Origin of the sequence: Nereida ignava (genome assembly GCF_001049735.1) — a bacterium.
Classification (GTDB): domain Bacteria; phylum Pseudomonadota; class Alphaproteobacteria; order Rhodobacterales; family Rhodobacteraceae; genus Nereida; species Nereida ignava.
Genome location: NZ_CVPC01000008.1, coordinates 14,880 through 31,483, shown reverse-complemented (window position 1 = coordinate 31,483; position 16,604 = coordinate 14,880). Strand labels below are relative to the sequence as shown.

General features: G+C 54.8%; 14 protein-coding genes. 5 read left to right on the top strand and 9 right to left on the bottom strand.

Going from position 1 to position 16,604, the window contains the following annotated elements; all coding sequences use genetic code 11:
• Positions 1-30: 30 nt before the first annotated feature.
• From NIG5292_RS08405 to coaD, 3 genes are all read left to right on the top strand, one after another.
• A complete protein-coding gene (locus tag NIG5292_RS08405; protein WP_048599087.1) occupies positions 31-1,194 on the top strand; it encodes an MFS transporter in 1,164 nt (387 codons plus the stop codon).
• A gap of 80 nt (positions 1,195-1,274) precedes the next feature.
• Positions 1,275-4,133 (top strand): excinuclease ABC subunit UvrA, encoded by a 2,859-nt coding sequence (uvrA, locus tag NIG5292_RS08400; RefSeq protein ID WP_048599086.1) that lies wholly within the window; start codon positions 1,275-1,277, stop codon positions 4,131-4,133.
• A gap of 97 nt (positions 4,134-4,230) precedes the next feature.
• The gene (gene coaD / locus NIG5292_RS08395) at positions 4,231-4,722 is read left to right on the top strand and encodes a pantetheine-phosphate adenylyltransferase (RefSeq protein WP_048599085.1); all 492 of its coding nucleotides are present in this window, start codon (positions 4,231-4,233) and stop codon (positions 4,720-4,722) included.
• Between the two features lie 75 nt (positions 4,723-4,797).
• Here the strand turns inward: coaD and gap (NIG5292_RS08390) are convergent, their stop codons facing one another.
• The 4 genes from gap (NIG5292_RS08390) to tkt form a co-directional block, all read right to left on the bottom strand.
• On the bottom strand, positions 4,798-5,802 hold the full coding sequence (gene gap / locus NIG5292_RS08390; protein ID WP_048599084.1) for a type I glyceraldehyde-3-phosphate dehydrogenase: 1,005 nt from the start codon (positions 5,800-5,802) through the stop codon (positions 4,798-4,800).
• Between the two features lie 103 nt (positions 5,803-5,905).
• Positions 5,906-6,049 carry a hypothetical protein gene (locus NIG5292_RS15050; RefSeq protein WP_048599083.1) on the bottom strand — a complete coding sequence of 48 codons (144 nt, stop codon included), beginning with the start codon at positions 6,047-6,049 and terminating at the stop codon, positions 5,906-5,908.
• Between the two features lie 83 nt (positions 6,050-6,132).
• A complete protein-coding gene (gene gap / locus NIG5292_RS08380) occupies positions 6,133-7,137 on the bottom strand; it encodes a type I glyceraldehyde-3-phosphate dehydrogenase (RefSeq protein ID WP_048599082.1) in 1,005 nt (334 codons plus the stop codon).
• A 311-nt stretch (positions 7,138-7,448) separates the two neighbouring features.
• Positions 7,449-9,464, bottom strand: a complete 2,016-nt coding sequence (gene tkt / locus NIG5292_RS08375) for a transketolase (RefSeq protein WP_048599131.1) — start codon at positions 9,462-9,464, stop codon at positions 7,449-7,451.
• Between the two features lie 200 nt (positions 9,465-9,664).
• Here tkt and NIG5292_RS08370 point away from each other — a divergent pair, with 200 nt between their 5' ends.
• Both NIG5292_RS08370 and NIG5292_RS08365 read left to right on the top strand, forming a co-directional pair.
• Positions 9,665-10,201 carry a hypothetical protein gene (locus tag NIG5292_RS08370; RefSeq protein WP_048599081.1) on the top strand — a complete coding sequence of 179 codons (537 nt, stop codon included), beginning with the start codon at positions 9,665-9,667 and terminating at the stop codon, positions 10,199-10,201.
• Positions 10,201-10,596, top strand: a complete 396-nt coding sequence (locus NIG5292_RS08365; protein WP_048599080.1) for a cell division protein ZapA — start codon at positions 10,201-10,203, stop codon at positions 10,594-10,596. Before NIG5292_RS08370 ends, NIG5292_RS08365 begins: the two co-directional genes overlap by 1 nt.
• Positions 10,597-10,699: 103 nt before the next feature.
• Here NIG5292_RS08365 and grxD read toward each other — a convergent pair whose 3' ends face one another.
• The 5 genes from grxD to NIG5292_RS08340 all read right to left on the bottom strand — a co-directional run bounded on the left by grxD (position 10,700) and on the right by NIG5292_RS08340 (position 16,444).
• Positions 10,700-11,062, bottom strand: coding sequence for a Grx4 family monothiol glutaredoxin (grxD, locus tag NIG5292_RS08360; protein ID WP_048599079.1), 363 nt, complete (start codon positions 11,060-11,062; stop codon positions 10,700-10,702).
• Positions 11,063-11,108: 46 nt separating this feature from the next.
• The gene (locus tag NIG5292_RS08355; RefSeq protein WP_048599078.1) at positions 11,109-11,345 is read right to left on the bottom strand and encodes a BolA/IbaG family iron-sulfur metabolism protein; all 237 of its coding nucleotides are present in this window, start codon (positions 11,343-11,345) and stop codon (positions 11,109-11,111) included.
• Between the two features lie 95 nt (positions 11,346-11,440).
• Positions 11,441-13,600 (bottom strand): phosphoribosylformylglycinamidine synthase subunit PurL, encoded by a 2,160-nt coding sequence (purL, locus tag NIG5292_RS08350; protein WP_048599077.1) that lies wholly within the window; start codon positions 13,598-13,600, stop codon positions 11,441-11,443.
• A 92-nt stretch (positions 13,601-13,692) separates the two neighbouring features.
• Positions 13,693-15,147, bottom strand: a complete 1,455-nt coding sequence (locus NIG5292_RS08345) for a Hint domain-containing protein (protein WP_048599076.1) — start codon at positions 15,145-15,147, stop codon at positions 13,693-13,695.
• A gap of 391 nt (positions 15,148-15,538) precedes the next feature.
• Positions 15,539-16,444, bottom strand: coding sequence for a LysR family transcriptional regulator (locus tag NIG5292_RS08340; RefSeq protein ID WP_048599075.1), 906 nt, complete (start codon positions 16,442-16,444; stop codon positions 15,539-15,541).
• Positions 16,445-16,604 lie beyond the last annotated feature (160 nt).

Here is a 16,604-nt window from a genome sequence, read left to right as displayed (position 1 = left end):
GTTTGCAGCCGCCCCTGTCATTTCACCGCCATGAAAATGAACATTGCGCCGGCAAGCGCCCCCTCTGAGCGAAGTGATTGGACGTTGGTAGCGCTTGTGTTTGTCACAGGGCTTTTTGCAGCGGCGCAATTTGGCAAAATCTCTCTGACGCTTGCCCCATTGGCTGAACTCTACGGCACTGACATTGCTGGTGTTTCGTTTTTTGTCTCTCTAGTTGGTTTTTTGGGTATCTTTTTGGGTGTGATAAGCGGGGCCGTTGTTGTGCGTGCCGGCCCGACGCGCGTGTTCATTTGGTCGGCAGGCATTGCCGCGATTATATCTATTCTTCAGGCGTTATTGCCGCCGTTTGCGGGTATGATCGTGTTGCGACTGCTCGAAGGGCTTACCCATTTGGGCATCGTCGTCGCAGGTCCAACGCTCATGGCGGCGGTGACCAATGACCGTGATCGTCCAATCGCGATGAGCTTGTGGGCCATGTTTTTTGGCGCATCTTTTGCTGCTGTAGCACTTGTGGTGCCGCCACTGATGCAGGCCGGTGGTGTGGGGGTGGTTTTTGCAGCACACGGTCTGGGTTTTGCGGTGATTTGTGCGGTGTTGATTTGGCGCTTACCGGTTGTTCCCGCAACACCGGGTAAAATTGCGTTTTGGGGCACCCATTTGGCCATTTACAGCAGCCCGCCGGTCATGGCCCCTGCGCTGGCTTTCGGGGCGTATACGTTCATATATTTGGCGATCATCACATTTTTCCCTGTCACACTTGAACGTCCTGAGTTGTTTCAGATTATCCCGCTGATTAGCCTTGTTGCCACGTTCACCACAGGCTGGGTCGCCCGCCGCGTGGCTCCATATACTTTGGCGGCCGTAGGGTATGTTTGGATCATCTTGGCGGGGCTGGCGGTATGGTCGGGTTCAGGTTGGATGATTTATCTGCTGGCGTTCGGTTTGGGCATTGTGCCTGCTGCGTGTTTTGCTGCGATCCCGTCGTTAAACCCCTCTGCAAGTGACCGGTCAAGGGCCGCAGGTGCGTTGTCACAGATGGGGAATATCGGCACTACACTGGGTACGCCGGTCTTTGCATTTACCATGTTAAGCGCAGGAATGTCGGGCCTGTGGGTCGTCATCATGGGGGCCTGCGCGGTTGGTTTGGGCCTGATCTATTGGATGACCGCAAAGATTGTTGCACCGCAGAATTGACGTTCACTTTTCGTTCGCATTTTTCCCTTGGCCGTTTTGACCACGCCGCCTATGTATTACTTCAGACTTAAGGGGGCGACATGCCAGAGCTGAAAAATATCGAAGTACGCGGCGCGCGTGAGCACAATCTCAAAAACATTGATGTTGATATTCCACGCGACCAATTGGTGGTAATTACAGGCCTCTCTGGCTCTGGTAAATCCAGCTTGGCGTTTGATACGATCTATGCAGAGGGACAGCGGCGTTACGTTGAAAGCCTTAGCGCTTATGCCCGTCAATTCCTTGATATGATGGAAAAACCTGACGTTGATCACATCTCAGGTTTAAGTCCCGCCATTTCGATTGAGCAGAAAACAACGTCTAAAAACCCGCGCTCTACTGTTGGTACGGTGACCGAGATTTACGACTACATGCGGCTGTTGTTCGCCCGTGTCGGGACGCCGTATTCACCCGCGACGGGACTGCCCATTGAAGCCCAGCAAGTCCAAGACATGGTCGATCGTGTCATGGCAATGGAAGAGGGCACCCGTGGTTATCTTCTTGCGCCGATTATCCGCGACCGAAAAGGCGAGTACCGCAAAGAGTTTCTAGAACTGCGCAAGCAAGGCTTTCAGCGCGTCAAAGTAGACGGCACGTTTTATGAGCTTGATGAGCCTCCGACGCTGGATAAAAAGTTCCGCCATGACATTGACGTGGTTGTTGACCGTATCGTGGTCCGCGAAGGGCTTGAGACACGGCTTGCGGATAGTTTCCGAACCGCGCTTGATCTGGCGGACGGCATCACCATTCTTGAAACCGCCGTTGCCGAAGGGCAGGAGCCTGAAAGGTTCACGTTTTCTGAAAAATTCGCGTGTCCCGTTTCGGGCTTCACGATCCCTGAGATTGAGCCGCGTCTGTTTTCATTCAATGCGCCGTTTGGTGCGTGTCCGGCGTGTGATGGGCTGGGGCACGAGCTCTTTTTTGACGAACGCTTAGTGGTCCCTGATGCGACGCTCAAAATTTATGACGGTGCGCTGGCGCCGTGGCGCAAAGGTAAATCGCCGTATTTTCTTCAAACAATTGAGGCCATTGCCAAACATTACGAGTTTGACAAGAACACCCGCTGGAAAGACCTATCTGCCAAAGTGCAGCAGGTTTTCTTGCGCGGCTCTGGCGAGGAAGAAATTAGCTTTCGTTATGATGAGGGCGGCCGCGTCTATCAGGTCAGTCGCACGTTTGAAGGTGTGATCCCCAACATGGAGCGCCGCTACCGCGAGACAGACAGCTCTTGGGTCCGCGAAGAATTTGAGCGTTACCAGAACAATCGCCCATGTGGCGCGTGCGGTGGATATCGTCTGCGTGAAGAGGCGCTAGCAGTCAAAATTGCGGGGCTTCACGTTGGGCAAGTCGTTCAGATGTCCATCCGTGAGGCCTTTGAATGGTGTCAAAGCGTACCTTCTGAGTTGAGCAAACAGAAGAACGAAATTGCAAAAGCGATCTTGAAGGAGATCAGCGAGCGTCTTGGTTTCCTTAATAACGTTGGCCTGGAGTATCTGACGCTGTCACGCAACGCGGGTACGCTTTCTGGCGGTGAAAGCCAGCGGATCCGTTTGGCCAGTCAGATTGGATCGGGCCTTACGGGGGTACTTTACGTGCTTGATGAGCCTTCTATCGGACTTCACCAACGGGACAACGACCGGCTTCTGACGACCCTGAAAAACCTGCGTGATCAGGGCAATACAGTGATCGTGGTTGAGCACGATGAAGAAGCGATCCGCGAAGCGGACTATGTCTTTGATATTGGTCCCGGAGCTGGTGTTCACGGTGGACAAGTTGTTGCTAAAGGCACGCCAGCGCAGATTGCGAAGAACAAAAAATCTGTGACAGGTCAGTACCTTACCGGTGTGCGCGAAATTCCTTACAGCACGGACCGGCGCAAGGGGAACAAAAAGAAAATTACCGTTCGCAAGGCGACGGGCAACAACCTGAAAGATGTGACGGTTGATTTCCCGCTTGGTAAATTTGTCTGCGTTACGGGTGTGTCGGGGGGCGGTAAATCTACGCTGACGATTGAAACGCTCTTCAAGACGGCCTCCATGCAGCTAAATGGTGCGCGACAAACGCCGGCACCGTGTGAAACCATTCGTGGCCTCGAACACCTAGATAAGGTGATCGATATTGATCAACGGGCGATCGGGCGCACCCCGCGCAGTAACCCTGCCACCTATACAGGTGCTTTCACGCCAATCCGTGACTGGTTTGCTGGACTTCCCGAGGCCAAGGCGCGTGGCTATAAACCAGGGCGCTTCAGCTTCAACGTGAAGGGGGGACGCTGTGAGGCGTGCCAAGGTGACGGTGTCATCAAAATTGAAATGCATTTCTTACCTGACGTTTACGTGGAATGTGAGACGTGCCGTGGGGCCCGCTATAACCGCGAAACTCTTGAGATTAAGTTTAAGGGCCAGTCGATTGCGGATGTTTTGAACATGACAGTCGAAGATGCGCAGACGTTCTTTAAGGCCGTGCCGTCAATTCGTGAGAAGATGGACGCGCTTATGCGGGTCGGTCTGGGCTACATCAAAGTCGGGCAGCAAGCGACGACCCTGTCGGGGGGCGAAGCGCAGCGCGTCAAGCTGTCTAAAGAGCTGGCAAAACGCTCTACGGGGCGCACGCTCTATATTCTTGATGAGCCTACAACGGGCCTACACTTTGAAGATGTGCGTAAGCTGCTCGAAGTGCTGCACGAGTTGGTAGAGGCGGGGAACACTGTCGTCGTGATCGAACATAACCTTGATGTCGTAAAGACGGCGGATTGGATCATCGACATTGGCCCCGAGGGTGGGGATGGTGGCGGCACGGTTGTTGCAACCGGCACGCCCGAGGATGTGGCGGAGGTCGACGCCTCGCACACGGGGCGCTACTTGAAGCCCATGTTGCAACCTCGTTCCGCACCAAGCTAACCCTTAAGATATCCAAACTAGGCTGCTCCATAAACCGCTTGCGGATGTGGGGCGGCTTGGTGCAGTTTGAGGCACAATTGACGACAAGGCGGCCCCCATGCGCATCGGACTTTACCCCGGAACTTTCGATCCCATCACATTGGGCCATATGGACATCATCCGGCGCGCGGCGGCCCTTGTGGACAGGTTGGTTATTGGGGTTGCGATTAACCGTGACAAAGGACCGATGTTCAGCCTTGAGGAACGTGTCGCGATGGTCGAGGCGGAAACTTTACCCTTGGCGCAGGCCGCGGGCGTTGAGATTATTGCCCATCCTTTTGAGAACCTTTTGATTGATTGTGCCCACGATGTTGGAGCAGGTGTCATTATTCGCGGGTTACGCGCTGTTGCGGATTTTGAGTATGAATATCAAATGGTTGGGATGAACCGGCAGCTTGATGACAGTATAGAGACAGTATTTCTGATGGCCGAGGCACAGCACCAAGCGATCGCAAGCAAGCTTGTCAAAGAGATCGCGCGTCTTGGTGGGGACGTGAACAAATTCGTCACACCAACTGTTGCAGAGGCTCTGTCCAAAAAACTGGCATAGACTGCGTTTACGCAAAGAAAAAGCGCGCATCCAAAGTTGAACACGCGCCTTTTGCATTGATCTGGTGCAGTGGTCTTAGAGAAACTTGCCCATCGCAACTGCTGTGTCGCTCATGCGGTTCGAGAAGCCCCATTCGTTGTCATACCATGTCAGAATACGGACCATGTTGCCGTCCATGACTTTGGTTTGGTCGGTCGCGAAGATCGATGAATGTGGGTCGTGGTTGAAGTCCATGCTGACAAGCGGATCATCTGTTACGCCCAAAATACCCTTCAGCGGGCCCGAGGCCGCAGCTGCGCGGATCGCATCGTTCACTTCTTCAGCTGTCACATCGCGGGCCGCTTCAAATGTCAGATCCACAACCGATACGTTTGGTGTGGGGACGCGGATTGCAACACCGTCCAGCTTGCCTGCAAGCTCTGGCAATACAAGGCCAACTGCTTTGGCCGCACCTGTCGATGTAGGGATCATGGACATCGCCGCTGCGCGCGCGCGGTAAAGGTCCGAGTGCATCGTATCAAGCGTTGGCTGATCACCGGTGTAGCTGTGCACGGTTGTCATCATGCCTTTGACGATGCCGAAGCTGTCGTTCAGCACTTTTGCAACGGGGGACAGGCAGTTCGTGGTGCAGGACGCATTCGATACGATGATGTCATCTGCGGTCAATTCACTGTCGTTTACGCCGTATACAATTGTTTTATCCGCATCTTTACCGGGGGCCGAGATCAAAACGCGGCTTGAGCCGTTTTCAAGGTGTGCTTGGCACGCTTCTTTTGAGGTGAAGATGCCTGTGCATTCCATGACAACATCGACGTGTGCCCATGGCAAATCAGCGGGGTTGCGCATTGCCGTTACGGCGATGGGGCCGCGGCCGACGTCAATGCTGGTGTCGGTTGTTGTGACGGTCGCAGGGAAGCGGCCGTGAACACTGTCAAAACGCAGCAAATGCGCGTTTGTCGCAACAGGGCCGAGGTCATTGATGGCAACAACTTCGATGTCAGTGCGGCCAGACTCGACGATGGCACGCAACACGTTACGACCGATGCGACCAAATCCGTTGATGGCTACTTTGATTGTCATGGAACCCATTCCCTTACTGTTCGAATATCTGTTACCGCTAACAAAACGAGTTGGGACCAAAGGTCAAGGCTGAACCCCGTTTGTGATCAATTGTAAGCAAAGATTAGCGCCAAAAAGCGAGGTATTCGATAAGCTCGATACCTTTTTGCGCCATAAACACGGTCGCGGCAGTATCGTTACGTAACACATCCCACGTGATGGCGCTAATGATCACAGCACCAAGAAGTATCGCCAGCCTGTTAGTCATGTGTCGTCTGCCATGTGCCGGCCGCCCTAAATATTCAGGCGCTCCGGCATGCTGTAAATAAGCGGAAAGAACCGAGGCGCTGGTTAGTGAACCAGACGTCCCATCATGCCTGCTACATCGGCCATACGCACAGAGAACGCCCATTCGTTGTCATACCATGCCAGAACGCGCACAGTGCGGCCACCCACAACTTTGGTTTGGTCAGGTGCAAAGATGCATGAGTGGGGCGTGTGGTTAAAGTCGATCGAGACTTTTTGCTCAGCATCATAGGCCAGAACGGCGCTCATTTGTCCGGCTGCAGCGTCGGCCATGATGTCGTTGATCTCTTGCTCGGTAACGTCGCGGCCCGCTTCAAACGTCAGATCAACCGCTGATACGTTTGGCGTGGGAACGCGCATCGCTGTGCCGTCCAATTTACCTGCAAGCTCGGGCAGCACTTCGCCCAATGCTTTGGCGGCACCTGTGGATGTCGGGATCATTGCCATGGCCGCTGCGCGGGCGCGGTAAAGGTCTTTGTGGCGGCGGTCTAGCGTCGGTTGATCGCCTGTGTAGCTGTGAATGGTCGTCATCATGCCGCGCTCAATCCCAACAGTGTCATTCAGCACTTTGGCCAATGGAGCCAGGCAGTTGGTGGTGCATGACCCGTTTGAAATCATTCGTTCGTCCGCTTTTAGATCGCGGTGGTTCACACCGTATACGATGGTGCGGTCTACATTTGTGCCAGGGGCGGACAGCAGCACTTTCTTGGCGCCCCGCTCAAGGTGGATCGCAGACTTATGGCCATCGTTGAACTTGCCGGTGCATTCCATCAAGACGTCAACGCCGCTCCAGTCCAGCTCTTCCGGGTTGTAGGTGCTCTGAACGTCAATCGGACCGCGGCCCAGATCAATAGAATTAGCGTCAGTGGTAATCGTGCCGTTGTAGCGTCCGTGAACGCTGTCATAACGCAGCAAGTGGGCGTTTGTCTCAATCGGGCCAGTGGCGTTGATCTTTACGACCTGCACATCGTTACGGCCCATCTCGTGGATGGCCGCCAAGGTGCACCGTCCGATACGTCCAAACCCGTTAATGCCTACTTTAACTGTCATGACCCGATCCTTTGGTTAGTGGCTCGTCTTACCATGGGCTTAGGGGGTCTGGGGGCAGGGGCCAAGACAAAAGGCGTTTTGCATCAACATGTTAGCGATAAAGGTGGCTTGGCGGTGTCTGTTCGCGCTAACGGTTTGCGCTAACGGATGCGGTCGTGTGTGAAGTTACGCACGGCGGCAGTAAATTTTGTATGCATTTGTATACGATTTGCGCTGTTCGATAGAATCACAAACGGCGACCCCATGATGAGGCCGCCGCAGTGTGTTGTGCAATTGAAAGCGCGAGACAGGCCGCGCTTATCGCGGTGCGATCAAAGAAGTGATTTTGCTTTGTCGGCCACGGCCAGTGCCGTGATGCCAAACTTTTCGTAAAGCACTTCTGCAGGGGCTGAGGCGCCGAAGCCTTCCATACCCACAAAGCCAGCTTTTGCTGCTTTGCCGCGCTCACCGCTTAGCCATTGATCCCAACCGAATTGTACGCCTGCCTCAACGGCAACGCGCACGGGACCACCGGGCAGCACGCGCTTGCGGTAGCTTTCCTCTTGGGCTGCGAAAAGCTCCCAGCAGGGCATGGAAACAACGCGTGTGCCGATGCCTTCGGCTTGCAAAATATCCCGCGCTGCCATGGCGATCTCAACTTCTGAACCCGTTGCCATCAAGATCACTTGGCGTTTGCCCTCTGCATCAGCCAACACATACGCCCCTTGGGATGTAAGGTTTTTGGTTTTGTGCTCGGTGCGTAGGGTTGGCAGGTTCTGACGGGTCAACGACAGGGTTGCTGGTGTCTCTTTGCTGCTCAGCGCAAGTTCCCACGCCTCAGCGGTTTCAACTGTGTCGCATGGGCGGAACACGTGCATGTTGGGCGTTGCGCGCAACATGGCAAGATGCTCAACCGGTTGGTGTGTTGGGCCGTCTTCACCAAGACCGATGCTGTCGTGGGTCATCACGTATGTCACCGGAATTCCCATCAACGCAGACAAACGCATAGAAGGGCGCGCATAATCGGTGAAGCACATGAACGTCCCGCCGTAGGGGCGGATGCCACCGTGTAGCGCCATGCCGTTCATTGCAGCGGCCATGCCGTGCTCGCGGATACCGTAATACACGTAGCGGCCTTTGCGGTTGTCCGTATCAAAAACGCCCAGATCGGCAGTCTTCGTGTTGTTTGAGCCAGTTAAATCGGCTGAGCCGCCGATTGTCTCGCTGCAGATCGGGTTGACCGCAGCCAGCACCATCTCAGAGGATTTACGTGTCGCGACACTTGGGGCTTTTTCGCTGATGCTCTTTTTCAGCGCCTTGATCGTGGCAGATAGTTTCTTGGGGGCGTCACCTACAAAAGCGCGATTGAATTCGGCTTGCTTGCTGCCTGACACGGTTGCGAAACGCTCTTGCCACGCGGTGAAGTCCGCGTTGCCTCGGCTGCCGATGGCTTCCCATGCGGATTTGATATCTGCGGGTACTTCGAACGGACCTGTGGTCCAACCATAGCGTGCTTTGGCTTCTGCCATTGCAGCGGCGTCCGTAAGCGCGCCGTGTCCTTTGGATGTGTCTTGTGCAGCGTGACCCAATGCGATGTGGGTTTTGCAAGCAATCATAGAGGGTTTGCCAGATTTCTTGGCAGCAACAATAGCCGCATCAATTGCAGCTGCGTCATGGCCGTCGATGTCTTGGACGTGCCAGCCTGCAGATTTGAAGCGCATCACTTGATCGGTGCGGTCTGACAACTCAACGGTGCCATCGATGGTGATGTTGTTGTTGTCCCAAAATACGATCAATTTGCTTAGCTCTTGGCGGCCAGCAAGGGCGATAGCCTCTTGGCTGATACCTTCCATCAAGCACCCGTCACCGGCGATAACATAGGTGTGGTGGTCAATAACTTTCTTACCGTAATGTGCACGCAGGCTTTCTTCTGCCATGGCAAAACCGACAGAGTTTGCGATACCTTGACCAAGCGGGCCGGTGGTTGTTTCAACGCCTTTGGCGTGGCCGAATTCAGGGTGACCTGCGGTGATCGCGCCCCACTGGCGGAAGTTTTTCACCTGCTCAAGGGTCATGTCCTCGTAGCCCGTCAGGTGCAACAGCGCATAGACCAGCATGGAACCGTGACCCGCCGACAAGATGAAGCGGTCACGATCGGGCCAATCAGGGTTCTTTGCGTCAAACTTCAGGTGTTTTTCAAAAAGCACAGTTGCCACGTCCGCCATGCCAATAGGCATGCCTGTGTGACCGGAATTCGCTGCTGCAACACCGTCCAAAGCAAGCGCGCGGATCGCGGCGGCTTTCTTCCAGTGGTCAGGGTTCGCGCTGGCGAGCGTTGCAATGTCGATGGGCTCAAAGCTTGTATCAGGCACTGGGTGAATTCCTTTGAAGTGGCGTTGATAGTGGCATTCCCGTTCCCGATAGGCCGCAGAGGGGTGAATATCAAGCGCGCAGGCCCGCTTTGGACGCAAAAACTGGCGAATTGCTTGCAATTTCGGTGATCTTAGCAAAGATATTGAGGCGATAAGAAAAACAAGGATGCGAGCAGATGAGCGACATCGAAGATCTTGACCGACGCCTAAAAGCGGCCCTTGAGCGTATTGATCGCGCGATTGAAAGTGGTGCGCCAACGCAACCTCAAGCTAGGCCTGCAACCGAGGCGGCCATTGATCAAGCGGCGCTTGATAATGCGATTGCGCAAGCCCGCGATGCAGAAGCGCAGGTAGCCGCACTTCAATCTGCGGTAGATGCCGCGCAAGCGCAAAATGCGCAGCTGTCTGCACACGTTGCACAACTTGAGGCGTCCCAAGCCGAACAGGTACATCAGGCGACCCATCCTGACATGACCGCAGATGTGGCGCGGCTCAGCGCGGATGTGCAAGCGTTGCAAGCGGCGAACCAGCAGTTGCGTGACAACAACACCGCATTGCGGGCCGCCAATGAACAGGGGCTGGCGGATGTAGAACTGATTAACCAATCCGCCGAGGCCGAGTTAACGGCCCTGCGCGCGGCGCGTGCCGCCGACCGTTCTGAGTTGGATATGATTTTGACCAACCTACGCCCGATCATTGAGGAGACTGCATAATGGCTACTGTTGATATCACCGTTGGTGGCCGCACGTTCGAAGTGGCCTGTCAGGTTGGCGAGGAAAGCTATCTGCTGGCGGCGGCGGGCATGCTCGACGTTGAGGCGAACGTATTGATTGAACAGATCGGACGGTTGCCCGAGGCGCGGATGCTTTTGATGGCTGGCCTGATGTTGGCGGACAAAACTGCAGCCCTTGAGGATAAGACCAAAACCCAAGATGCCAAAATCGCGGAGTTGGAAGCAGAATTAGCTGAGCTGAAGGGCCGTCCGGCACCTGAGCCCGAGCGGATTGAAGTGGCAGTCGTGCCGCCGTCCATCACAGACACTTTGCAAGAGCTTGCGGCACGTGCTGAAAGCCTTGCCCAAAAAGCCGAGGAACGTGCGGCAGGCTAGGTCTGCTTCACCCGCCACTATAAACAAAGCCCGCCGCGAGGAATATTCGCAGCGGGCTTTGTTGTTTCAGCGCCAGCGTTCGGAACGTGGCAAAATCAAATACTTACGCGTTTGCTTCGCGAATTTGATCTGCTTTTTCTTTGTCAAACGTCACAGCGTTTTCTGCGAAAAGCGTATCCAGCTCACCCGATAGGGTCATTTCGGTAATGATATCGCAGCCACCGACGAACTCACCTTTGACGTAAAGCTGGGGGATTGTCGGCCAGTCGCTGAAGTCTTTGATGCCTTGGCGAATGTCTTCATCAGCCAGCACATTCACGTCAGCGTACTCAACGCCTATGAAGTTCAGCACACCTGCAACCCGCGATGAGAACCCACATTGGGGCATCTCTTTGGTGCCTTTCATGTAGAGCACAACATCATTGGCCGCGTTGGTTTCGGAAATGCGTGTCTTTGCGTCGCTCATCGTAAATTACCTTTCGGAAGTAATGCTTTAGGCGGTGATCTTAATGTTATTGAGGTGCCCGAGTGGTCAGCGCTAGCGCGTGTAACTCACCGTGGCTGCCGTCCATCTTGCCTTTCAGGGCTGCGTAAACGGCGCGCTGTTGTTGGACGCGGTTTTTGCCTTTGAAACTGGCATCCACGACCTCGGCGGCGAAATGCTGGCCGTCATCCCCTTGGACGGTAATTGTCGCTTCGGGAAATTCGGCGCGGATCAGGCTTTCGATGTCAGTCGCTGTGATGGGCATGGTGGTGGTCCTTTTCGCTTGGGACAAGAGATAGGCAGGCCTGCGGCTCTATGCAAGTCATCGCGCCGCAGGACCATATCTGTGTATAGGCCGGTTTAGGCCACGGAAGCCGCGAAGCTGGTGCGGAAGACCTGTGACAGTTCCGCAAGAGGGGCTTCTGATCCGCCTATTTTGACTGTGTCGCCCGTAAAGCGGCCCACCGAGGTGATGGTGACGCCCGCTTGACCCGCTGCAATCATCAATGCTTCGGCTTTGTCGAATGAGGTCGCAATCAAATAGCGGGCCTGATCTTCACCAAACAGGGTCGGAGTGTCCGCACTGTCGAGAAGCACACCAACACCGGCGGTCTCGGCCATTTCAAACGCGGCGAGCGCAAGGCCACCGTCTGCAATGTCTGTGCAGGCATCGATCCATTCTGCGTTGGCGCGAATGAAGTCACCGTTGGCTTTTTCAGCGGCCAGATCAACCGCGGGGGCGTCACCGTCCTCACGGTTGAAGACCTCAGCAAGTAGGGCGGATTGGCCCAAATGGCCCTCGGCTTGGCCTACCTGCAGCAACACATGGCCTTCGCGCACGTCGCGGGCAATCAGTGCTGCTTCGTTGGGGATTAAGCCAACCGCGCCAATCGTGGGAGTTGGCAAAATAGCAGCACCATCGGTTTCATTGTAAAGGCTGACGTTGCCGGAAACGATGGGCATATCAAGCGCCTCAACAGCCGCAGAGATACCCTGAATTGCGCCTACGAATTGGCCCATGATGCTGGGTTTTTCGGGGTTGCCGAAGTTCATGTTGTCAGTCGTTGCCAGCGGCGTCGCACCCACGGCTGTGAGGTTGCGGTATGCTTCTGCAACAGCTTGTTTGCCACCCTCAACAGGGTTTGCGCGAACATAGCGGGGGGTCACGTCAGATGTGAAGGCCAACATTTTGCCTGTGCCATGTACCCGCACGATGCCAGCGCCCGCGCCGGGGATGCGTACTGTGTCGCCCATAACCATGCTGTCATATTGCTCGTATACCCATGATTTCGCGCCGTAGTTTGGCGTTGAGATCAGCGCGCGCAGACCGTCGATCGGATCGATTTGCGGAACATCTTCAAGAGGGGCGGCCGCTGGTGTAGGTTCCCAAGGGCGGTCGTATTCAGGGGCCGTTGATGCGAGTTTCGAGAGCGGCAGATCGGCTTTGATCTCGCCGTTGAGCATGATCAAGAAACGGTCTTCGGCGATGGTTTCACCGACGATCGCAAAATCGAGGTCCCATTTATCAAAGACGGCTTTCGCCTCAGCCTCAAGCTCGGGTTTGAGCACCATCAACATGCGTTCTTGGCTCTCGGAGAGCATCATTTCATAGGCGGTCATATGCTCTTCGCGCACGGGCACGTCTTCAAGGTTCAGCTTGATGCCAAGGCCACCTTTGTCGCCCATTTCCACAGCAGAGCAGGTCAGCCCCGCAGCGCCCATATCCTGGATCGAGATCACAGCGCCCGTGGCCATCAATTCAAGCGTTGCTTCCATCAAACGTTTTTCGGTGAACGGGTCACCGACCTGAACAGTGGGGCGTTTTTCTTCGATGTTTTCGTCAAACTCGGCAGAGGCCATTGTTGCGCCGCCCACACCGTCACGGCCTGTTTTCGCGCCCAAATAGACCACAGGCATGCCAAGGCCCGAAGCGGCCGAGTAAAAGATTTTGTCTGCATCTGCGAGGCCTGCGGCAAATGCATTTACCAAACAATTGCCATTGTAAGCTGCATGAAAGCGGACTTCTCCACCAACAGTTGGAACGCCAAAACAGTTACCATAGCCGCCGACGCCCGCAACGACACCGTTGACCAGTTGCGGTGTTTTTGGGTGGCTTGGCTCACCAAATGAGAGCGAATTCATCGCAGCAATGGGACGGGCACCCATTGTGAAGACATCGCGCAAAATACCACCCACACCAGTAGCAGCCCCTTGATAGGGTTCAATGTAGCTGGGGTGGTTGTGAGATTCCATTTTGAAAACAACGGCTTGACCGTCACCAATATCAACAACACCTGCGTTTTCACCGGGGCCGCAGATCACTTGGGGGCCGGTGGTGGGCAGCGTGCGAAGCCATTTTTTGGAGGATTTATACGAGCAGTGCTCGTTCCACATAGCCGAAAAAATACCCAATTCAGTGAACGTTGGAGCACGGCCGATGATCTCAAGAATGCTGTCGTATTCATCGGGGGAAAGCCCGTGTGCAGCGATCAGATCAGGCGTGAGTGCGGGTTCGGTCATGGCGCAAAAAGTCCCCTATGTGGCGTTGGGTATCTCTTAGAGCAGCTTTGAGAAAAGGGGAAGGGGCCACGCCTGTGGTTCTGGTTTGTGTTTCAGTAGGCGGGATCATGGCGCAAGAGCGGCAGAACTGGCGTGAGGGGCGTGTGATCTGGGCTTTCGCGTAGCAGGCTTTCAACAGGCAGATCATTGGCAAAGATGATGTGATGCCGCTCAAACAGTAGATTGTAATAGAGCGCCGTTTGCCGCCCGCGCATCGCCCTGATGCCTTTGCGGTTGGTCAGTTTGGTCGCGGGCACCAGTGCGCCATTAATGACGATACGGTGCTGCGGTGATGTGATAAGGTCTGTGCTGGGTGCGTTGCCGAATGTATTTGCGCGGATCAGGATGGGTTTTGCGGGATCATCGGGGCTGTGAAAATGTAGCCTCTCCGAGGTGAGCCGCAGCAGCGGTTGCGGGCCAGCATCTTGGGTCGCAATCAGCTGCCCTTTGGTGAGCGTTTGAATCGGGTGCGGACCATCGGGGGTACGGATCAACGTATCTGCCGCAAGACAAAGCGGGGCGGCGGAGAAACGGAAATTTGCGCTGCTTAGAGTGCTGGCATCAACATTAACAAGGACGAGGCAGTCGGCGTTATCATACGTGATGACCGCGTCCGACCCCCATTGGCTCAGCCGGTTTTGTACATCCGAAAACGATGACATTTCTGCCATATCAAAGGCGATGATATCAGGTTCGGTATAATCGAAGTCATCAACCTGGTCACTGCCGTGCCCGTCGCGAATGATGAAAACATCATGTGTGGATAGGTTGCCGGCAACCATGCGATCATCGCCCGGTCCGCCTTCGATCGTATCTTGTTGGGAGCCCCCATAAATTGTGTCGTTGCCGCGCCCGCCGAGCAGAATATCATCGCCGTCACCGCCATAAAGGGTGTCATCACCGCGCCCACCGGTGATGTAGTCGTGATCACTGCCGCCAGAAAGTGTATCATGACCGTCTTCGCCTCGGATCGTGTCGCGGCCGCTGCCACCATCAATGCTGTCGTTGCCGTCGCCACCATAAATGATGTCATTCTGGCCGCCGCCTGACACGGTGTCATTGCCATGCCCTGCAGATATTTCGTCATCGCCATCATCACCGGAGATCGAATCGTCGCCGTCTGAACCCCAGATGTCATCATTACCTTGGCCGGCAGAAATAGTGTCGTGGCCTGCACCCCCATCGAGTGTGTCGTCGCCATCGCCACCGAATATGTGATCATCCCCTTCGCCGCCGTGAACGCTATCGTTGCCCAGCCCGCCGCTTAGGGTATCGTTTCCGAAATCGCCCCACAGATCATCATCGCCGTCGTCACCGCGAATGTTGTCGTTACCAGCATTGCCACCCAGAGCGTCGTTACCACGACCACCGGAAATGCTGTCATCTCCGCCGCCACCCTCAATCCAGTCGTTACCATCGCCGCCTGAAATGGAGGTATTGCCGTTTCCAGATACGATAATATCGTCTGATCCGTTGGTGCCGGTGATTGTGGCAATATAGCTACTCATAGGCGCGCGATTAACTCATTTGTGAGGTGGGTCAGCTAGCGTAGCTAAAGCGTGCGGGTAAACGGGGGGTTACCAATTAAAATTGAAGTAAAAATTAGTGCCAAGGTAGTACTAAAGTAACCATATGCCCGCGTGCTGGTATGTAGGCGCCGCTTGCATTTGCCCAGATGCGTTAGTCACGTGGACAAGGGGCAAAAAAAAGCCGGGCTCGCAAATTGCGGGGGCCCGGCGAAGTCCAACAGGGAGGTAGTTAAACAATCGCTTAACTATGCCGCCCAATTAGGGACTGTTTCCCATTGCCGCAAGAGTTAAGTGGTTAAAATTTGCGCAATGCTGCTATGCGTTTTCTGCATGGCTGACGTGTCATTGAGGCTTCTGAAAAGTACCGCTCTTAGCGCATGACCGGTGCTGCAGCCTTTTGGCGATCAAGGGCGATCTGTTTTTGAACAAAATCGCGGAATGCGGCGATACGTTTGGAATGGCGTAATTCTTCAGGGAAAGCCAAATAAACAGGGACTTCCGTTGATTGAACGTCTGGCAAGACGCGCACCAAATCGGGCGTGTCTACTTGGACGTAATCTGGCAGTACCCCAATCCCAAGGTTGTTCAAAACGCCCTGCAACACGCCAAAGTAGTTGTTTACAGTCAGCAAGCTGGTGATGTCTTGGGTCATTAATTCGACCGCAAGCCGTTGCCCCGCGCCTACTTGGATGGAATCAGGCGACTGACAGATTAACCTATGATCCCCGAGAGATTTCAGGTCTTGCGGCGCGCCGTGTTGCTCAACATAGCTTTTGCTGGCGAATAAAACCATGCGCACAGTCATCAGCTTTTTGCGGATCAGGTCCGCTTGCGATGGCTCTTTCATCCGGATCGCGACATCCGCCTCACGCATAGGAAGGTCCAGCACGCGTTCTTCCAGCATTAGGTCAATTTTTAGGTCGGGAAAATCCTCGTAAAGGGCGGGCAGGCGAGGGGCCAGCCACAAACTTCCGAACCCCAAAGTGGTGGTGACGCGCAGGTCGCCGAACACTTCTTCTTCGCTGTCACGAATACGGGCGGATGCCGCATCAAGACGCTTGTTCATCGCCTGTGTCGCATCGAAAAGAAGCTCACCTTGTTCTGTCAAAATGAGACCACGGGCGTGTCTGTGAAACAGCGTTGTATTGAGTGATTCCTCAAGCGCGCGAACTTGGCGGCTTACAGCAGACTGAGACAGGTGAAGTGTGTCTCCCGCGTGTGTCAGGCTGCCCGCATCAGCGACCGCATGAAAAATACGTAATTTATCCCAGTCCATCGCAGGCCCCGCGCCGTAGGTGTTTTGCCACTCTGCTCAGAGCGGTATTTAGTGTTAAAATAGGGACTTAGCGGCCTACATGCAACGCAAGCTTGGTTTGGGTGTCTCAATAATCGGAAATATGGGTGATTACGCTACGGCATGATCAAGAATTGAGCGG

Excerpts from the sequence above, each read along its gene's own strand:
- NIG5292_RS08405 (WP_048599087.1), top strand. The coding sequence starts at position 31 with ATGAAAATGAACATTGCGCCGGCAAGCGCCCCCTCTGAGCGAAGTGAT.
- uvrA (WP_048599086.1), top strand. The coding sequence starts at position 1,275 with ATGCCAGAGCTGAAAAATATCGAAGTACGCGGCGCGCGTGAGCACAAT.
- coaD (WP_048599085.1), top strand. The coding sequence starts at position 4,231 with ATGCGCATCGGACTTTACCCCGGAACTTTCGATCCCATCACATTGGGC.
- gap (WP_048599084.1), bottom strand. The coding sequence starts at position 5,802 with ATGACAATCAAAGTAGCCATCAACGGATTTGGTCGCATCGGTCGTAAC.
- NIG5292_RS15050 (WP_048599083.1), bottom strand. The coding sequence starts at position 6,049 with ATGACTAACAGGCTGGCGATACTTCTTGGTGCTGTGATCATTAGCGCC.
- gap (WP_048599082.1), bottom strand. The coding sequence starts at position 7,137 with ATGACAGTTAAAGTAGGCATTAACGGGTTTGGACGTATCGGACGGTGC.
- NIG5292_RS08370 (WP_048599081.1), top strand. The coding sequence starts at position 9,665 with ATGAGCGACATCGAAGATCTTGACCGACGCCTAAAAGCGGCCCTTGAG.
- NIG5292_RS08365 (WP_048599080.1), top strand. The coding sequence starts at position 10,201 with ATGGCTACTGTTGATATCACCGTTGGTGGCCGCACGTTCGAAGTGGCC.
- grxD (WP_048599079.1), bottom strand. The coding sequence starts at position 11,062 with ATGAGCGACGCAAAGACACGCATTTCCGAAACCAACGCGGCCAATGAT.
- NIG5292_RS08355 (WP_048599078.1), bottom strand. The coding sequence starts at position 11,345 with ATGCCCATCACAGCGACTGACATCGAAAGCCTGATCCGCGCCGAATTT.
- purL (WP_048599077.1), bottom strand. The coding sequence starts at position 13,600 with ATGACCGAACCCGCACTCACGCCTGATCTGATCGCTGCACACGGGCTT.
- NIG5292_RS08345 (WP_048599076.1), bottom strand. The coding sequence starts at position 15,147 with ATGAGTAGCTATATTGCCACAATCACCGGCACCAACGGATCAGACGAT.
- NIG5292_RS08340 (WP_048599075.1), bottom strand. The coding sequence starts at position 16,444 with ATGGACTGGGATAAATTACGTATTTTTCATGCGGTCGCTGATGCGGGC.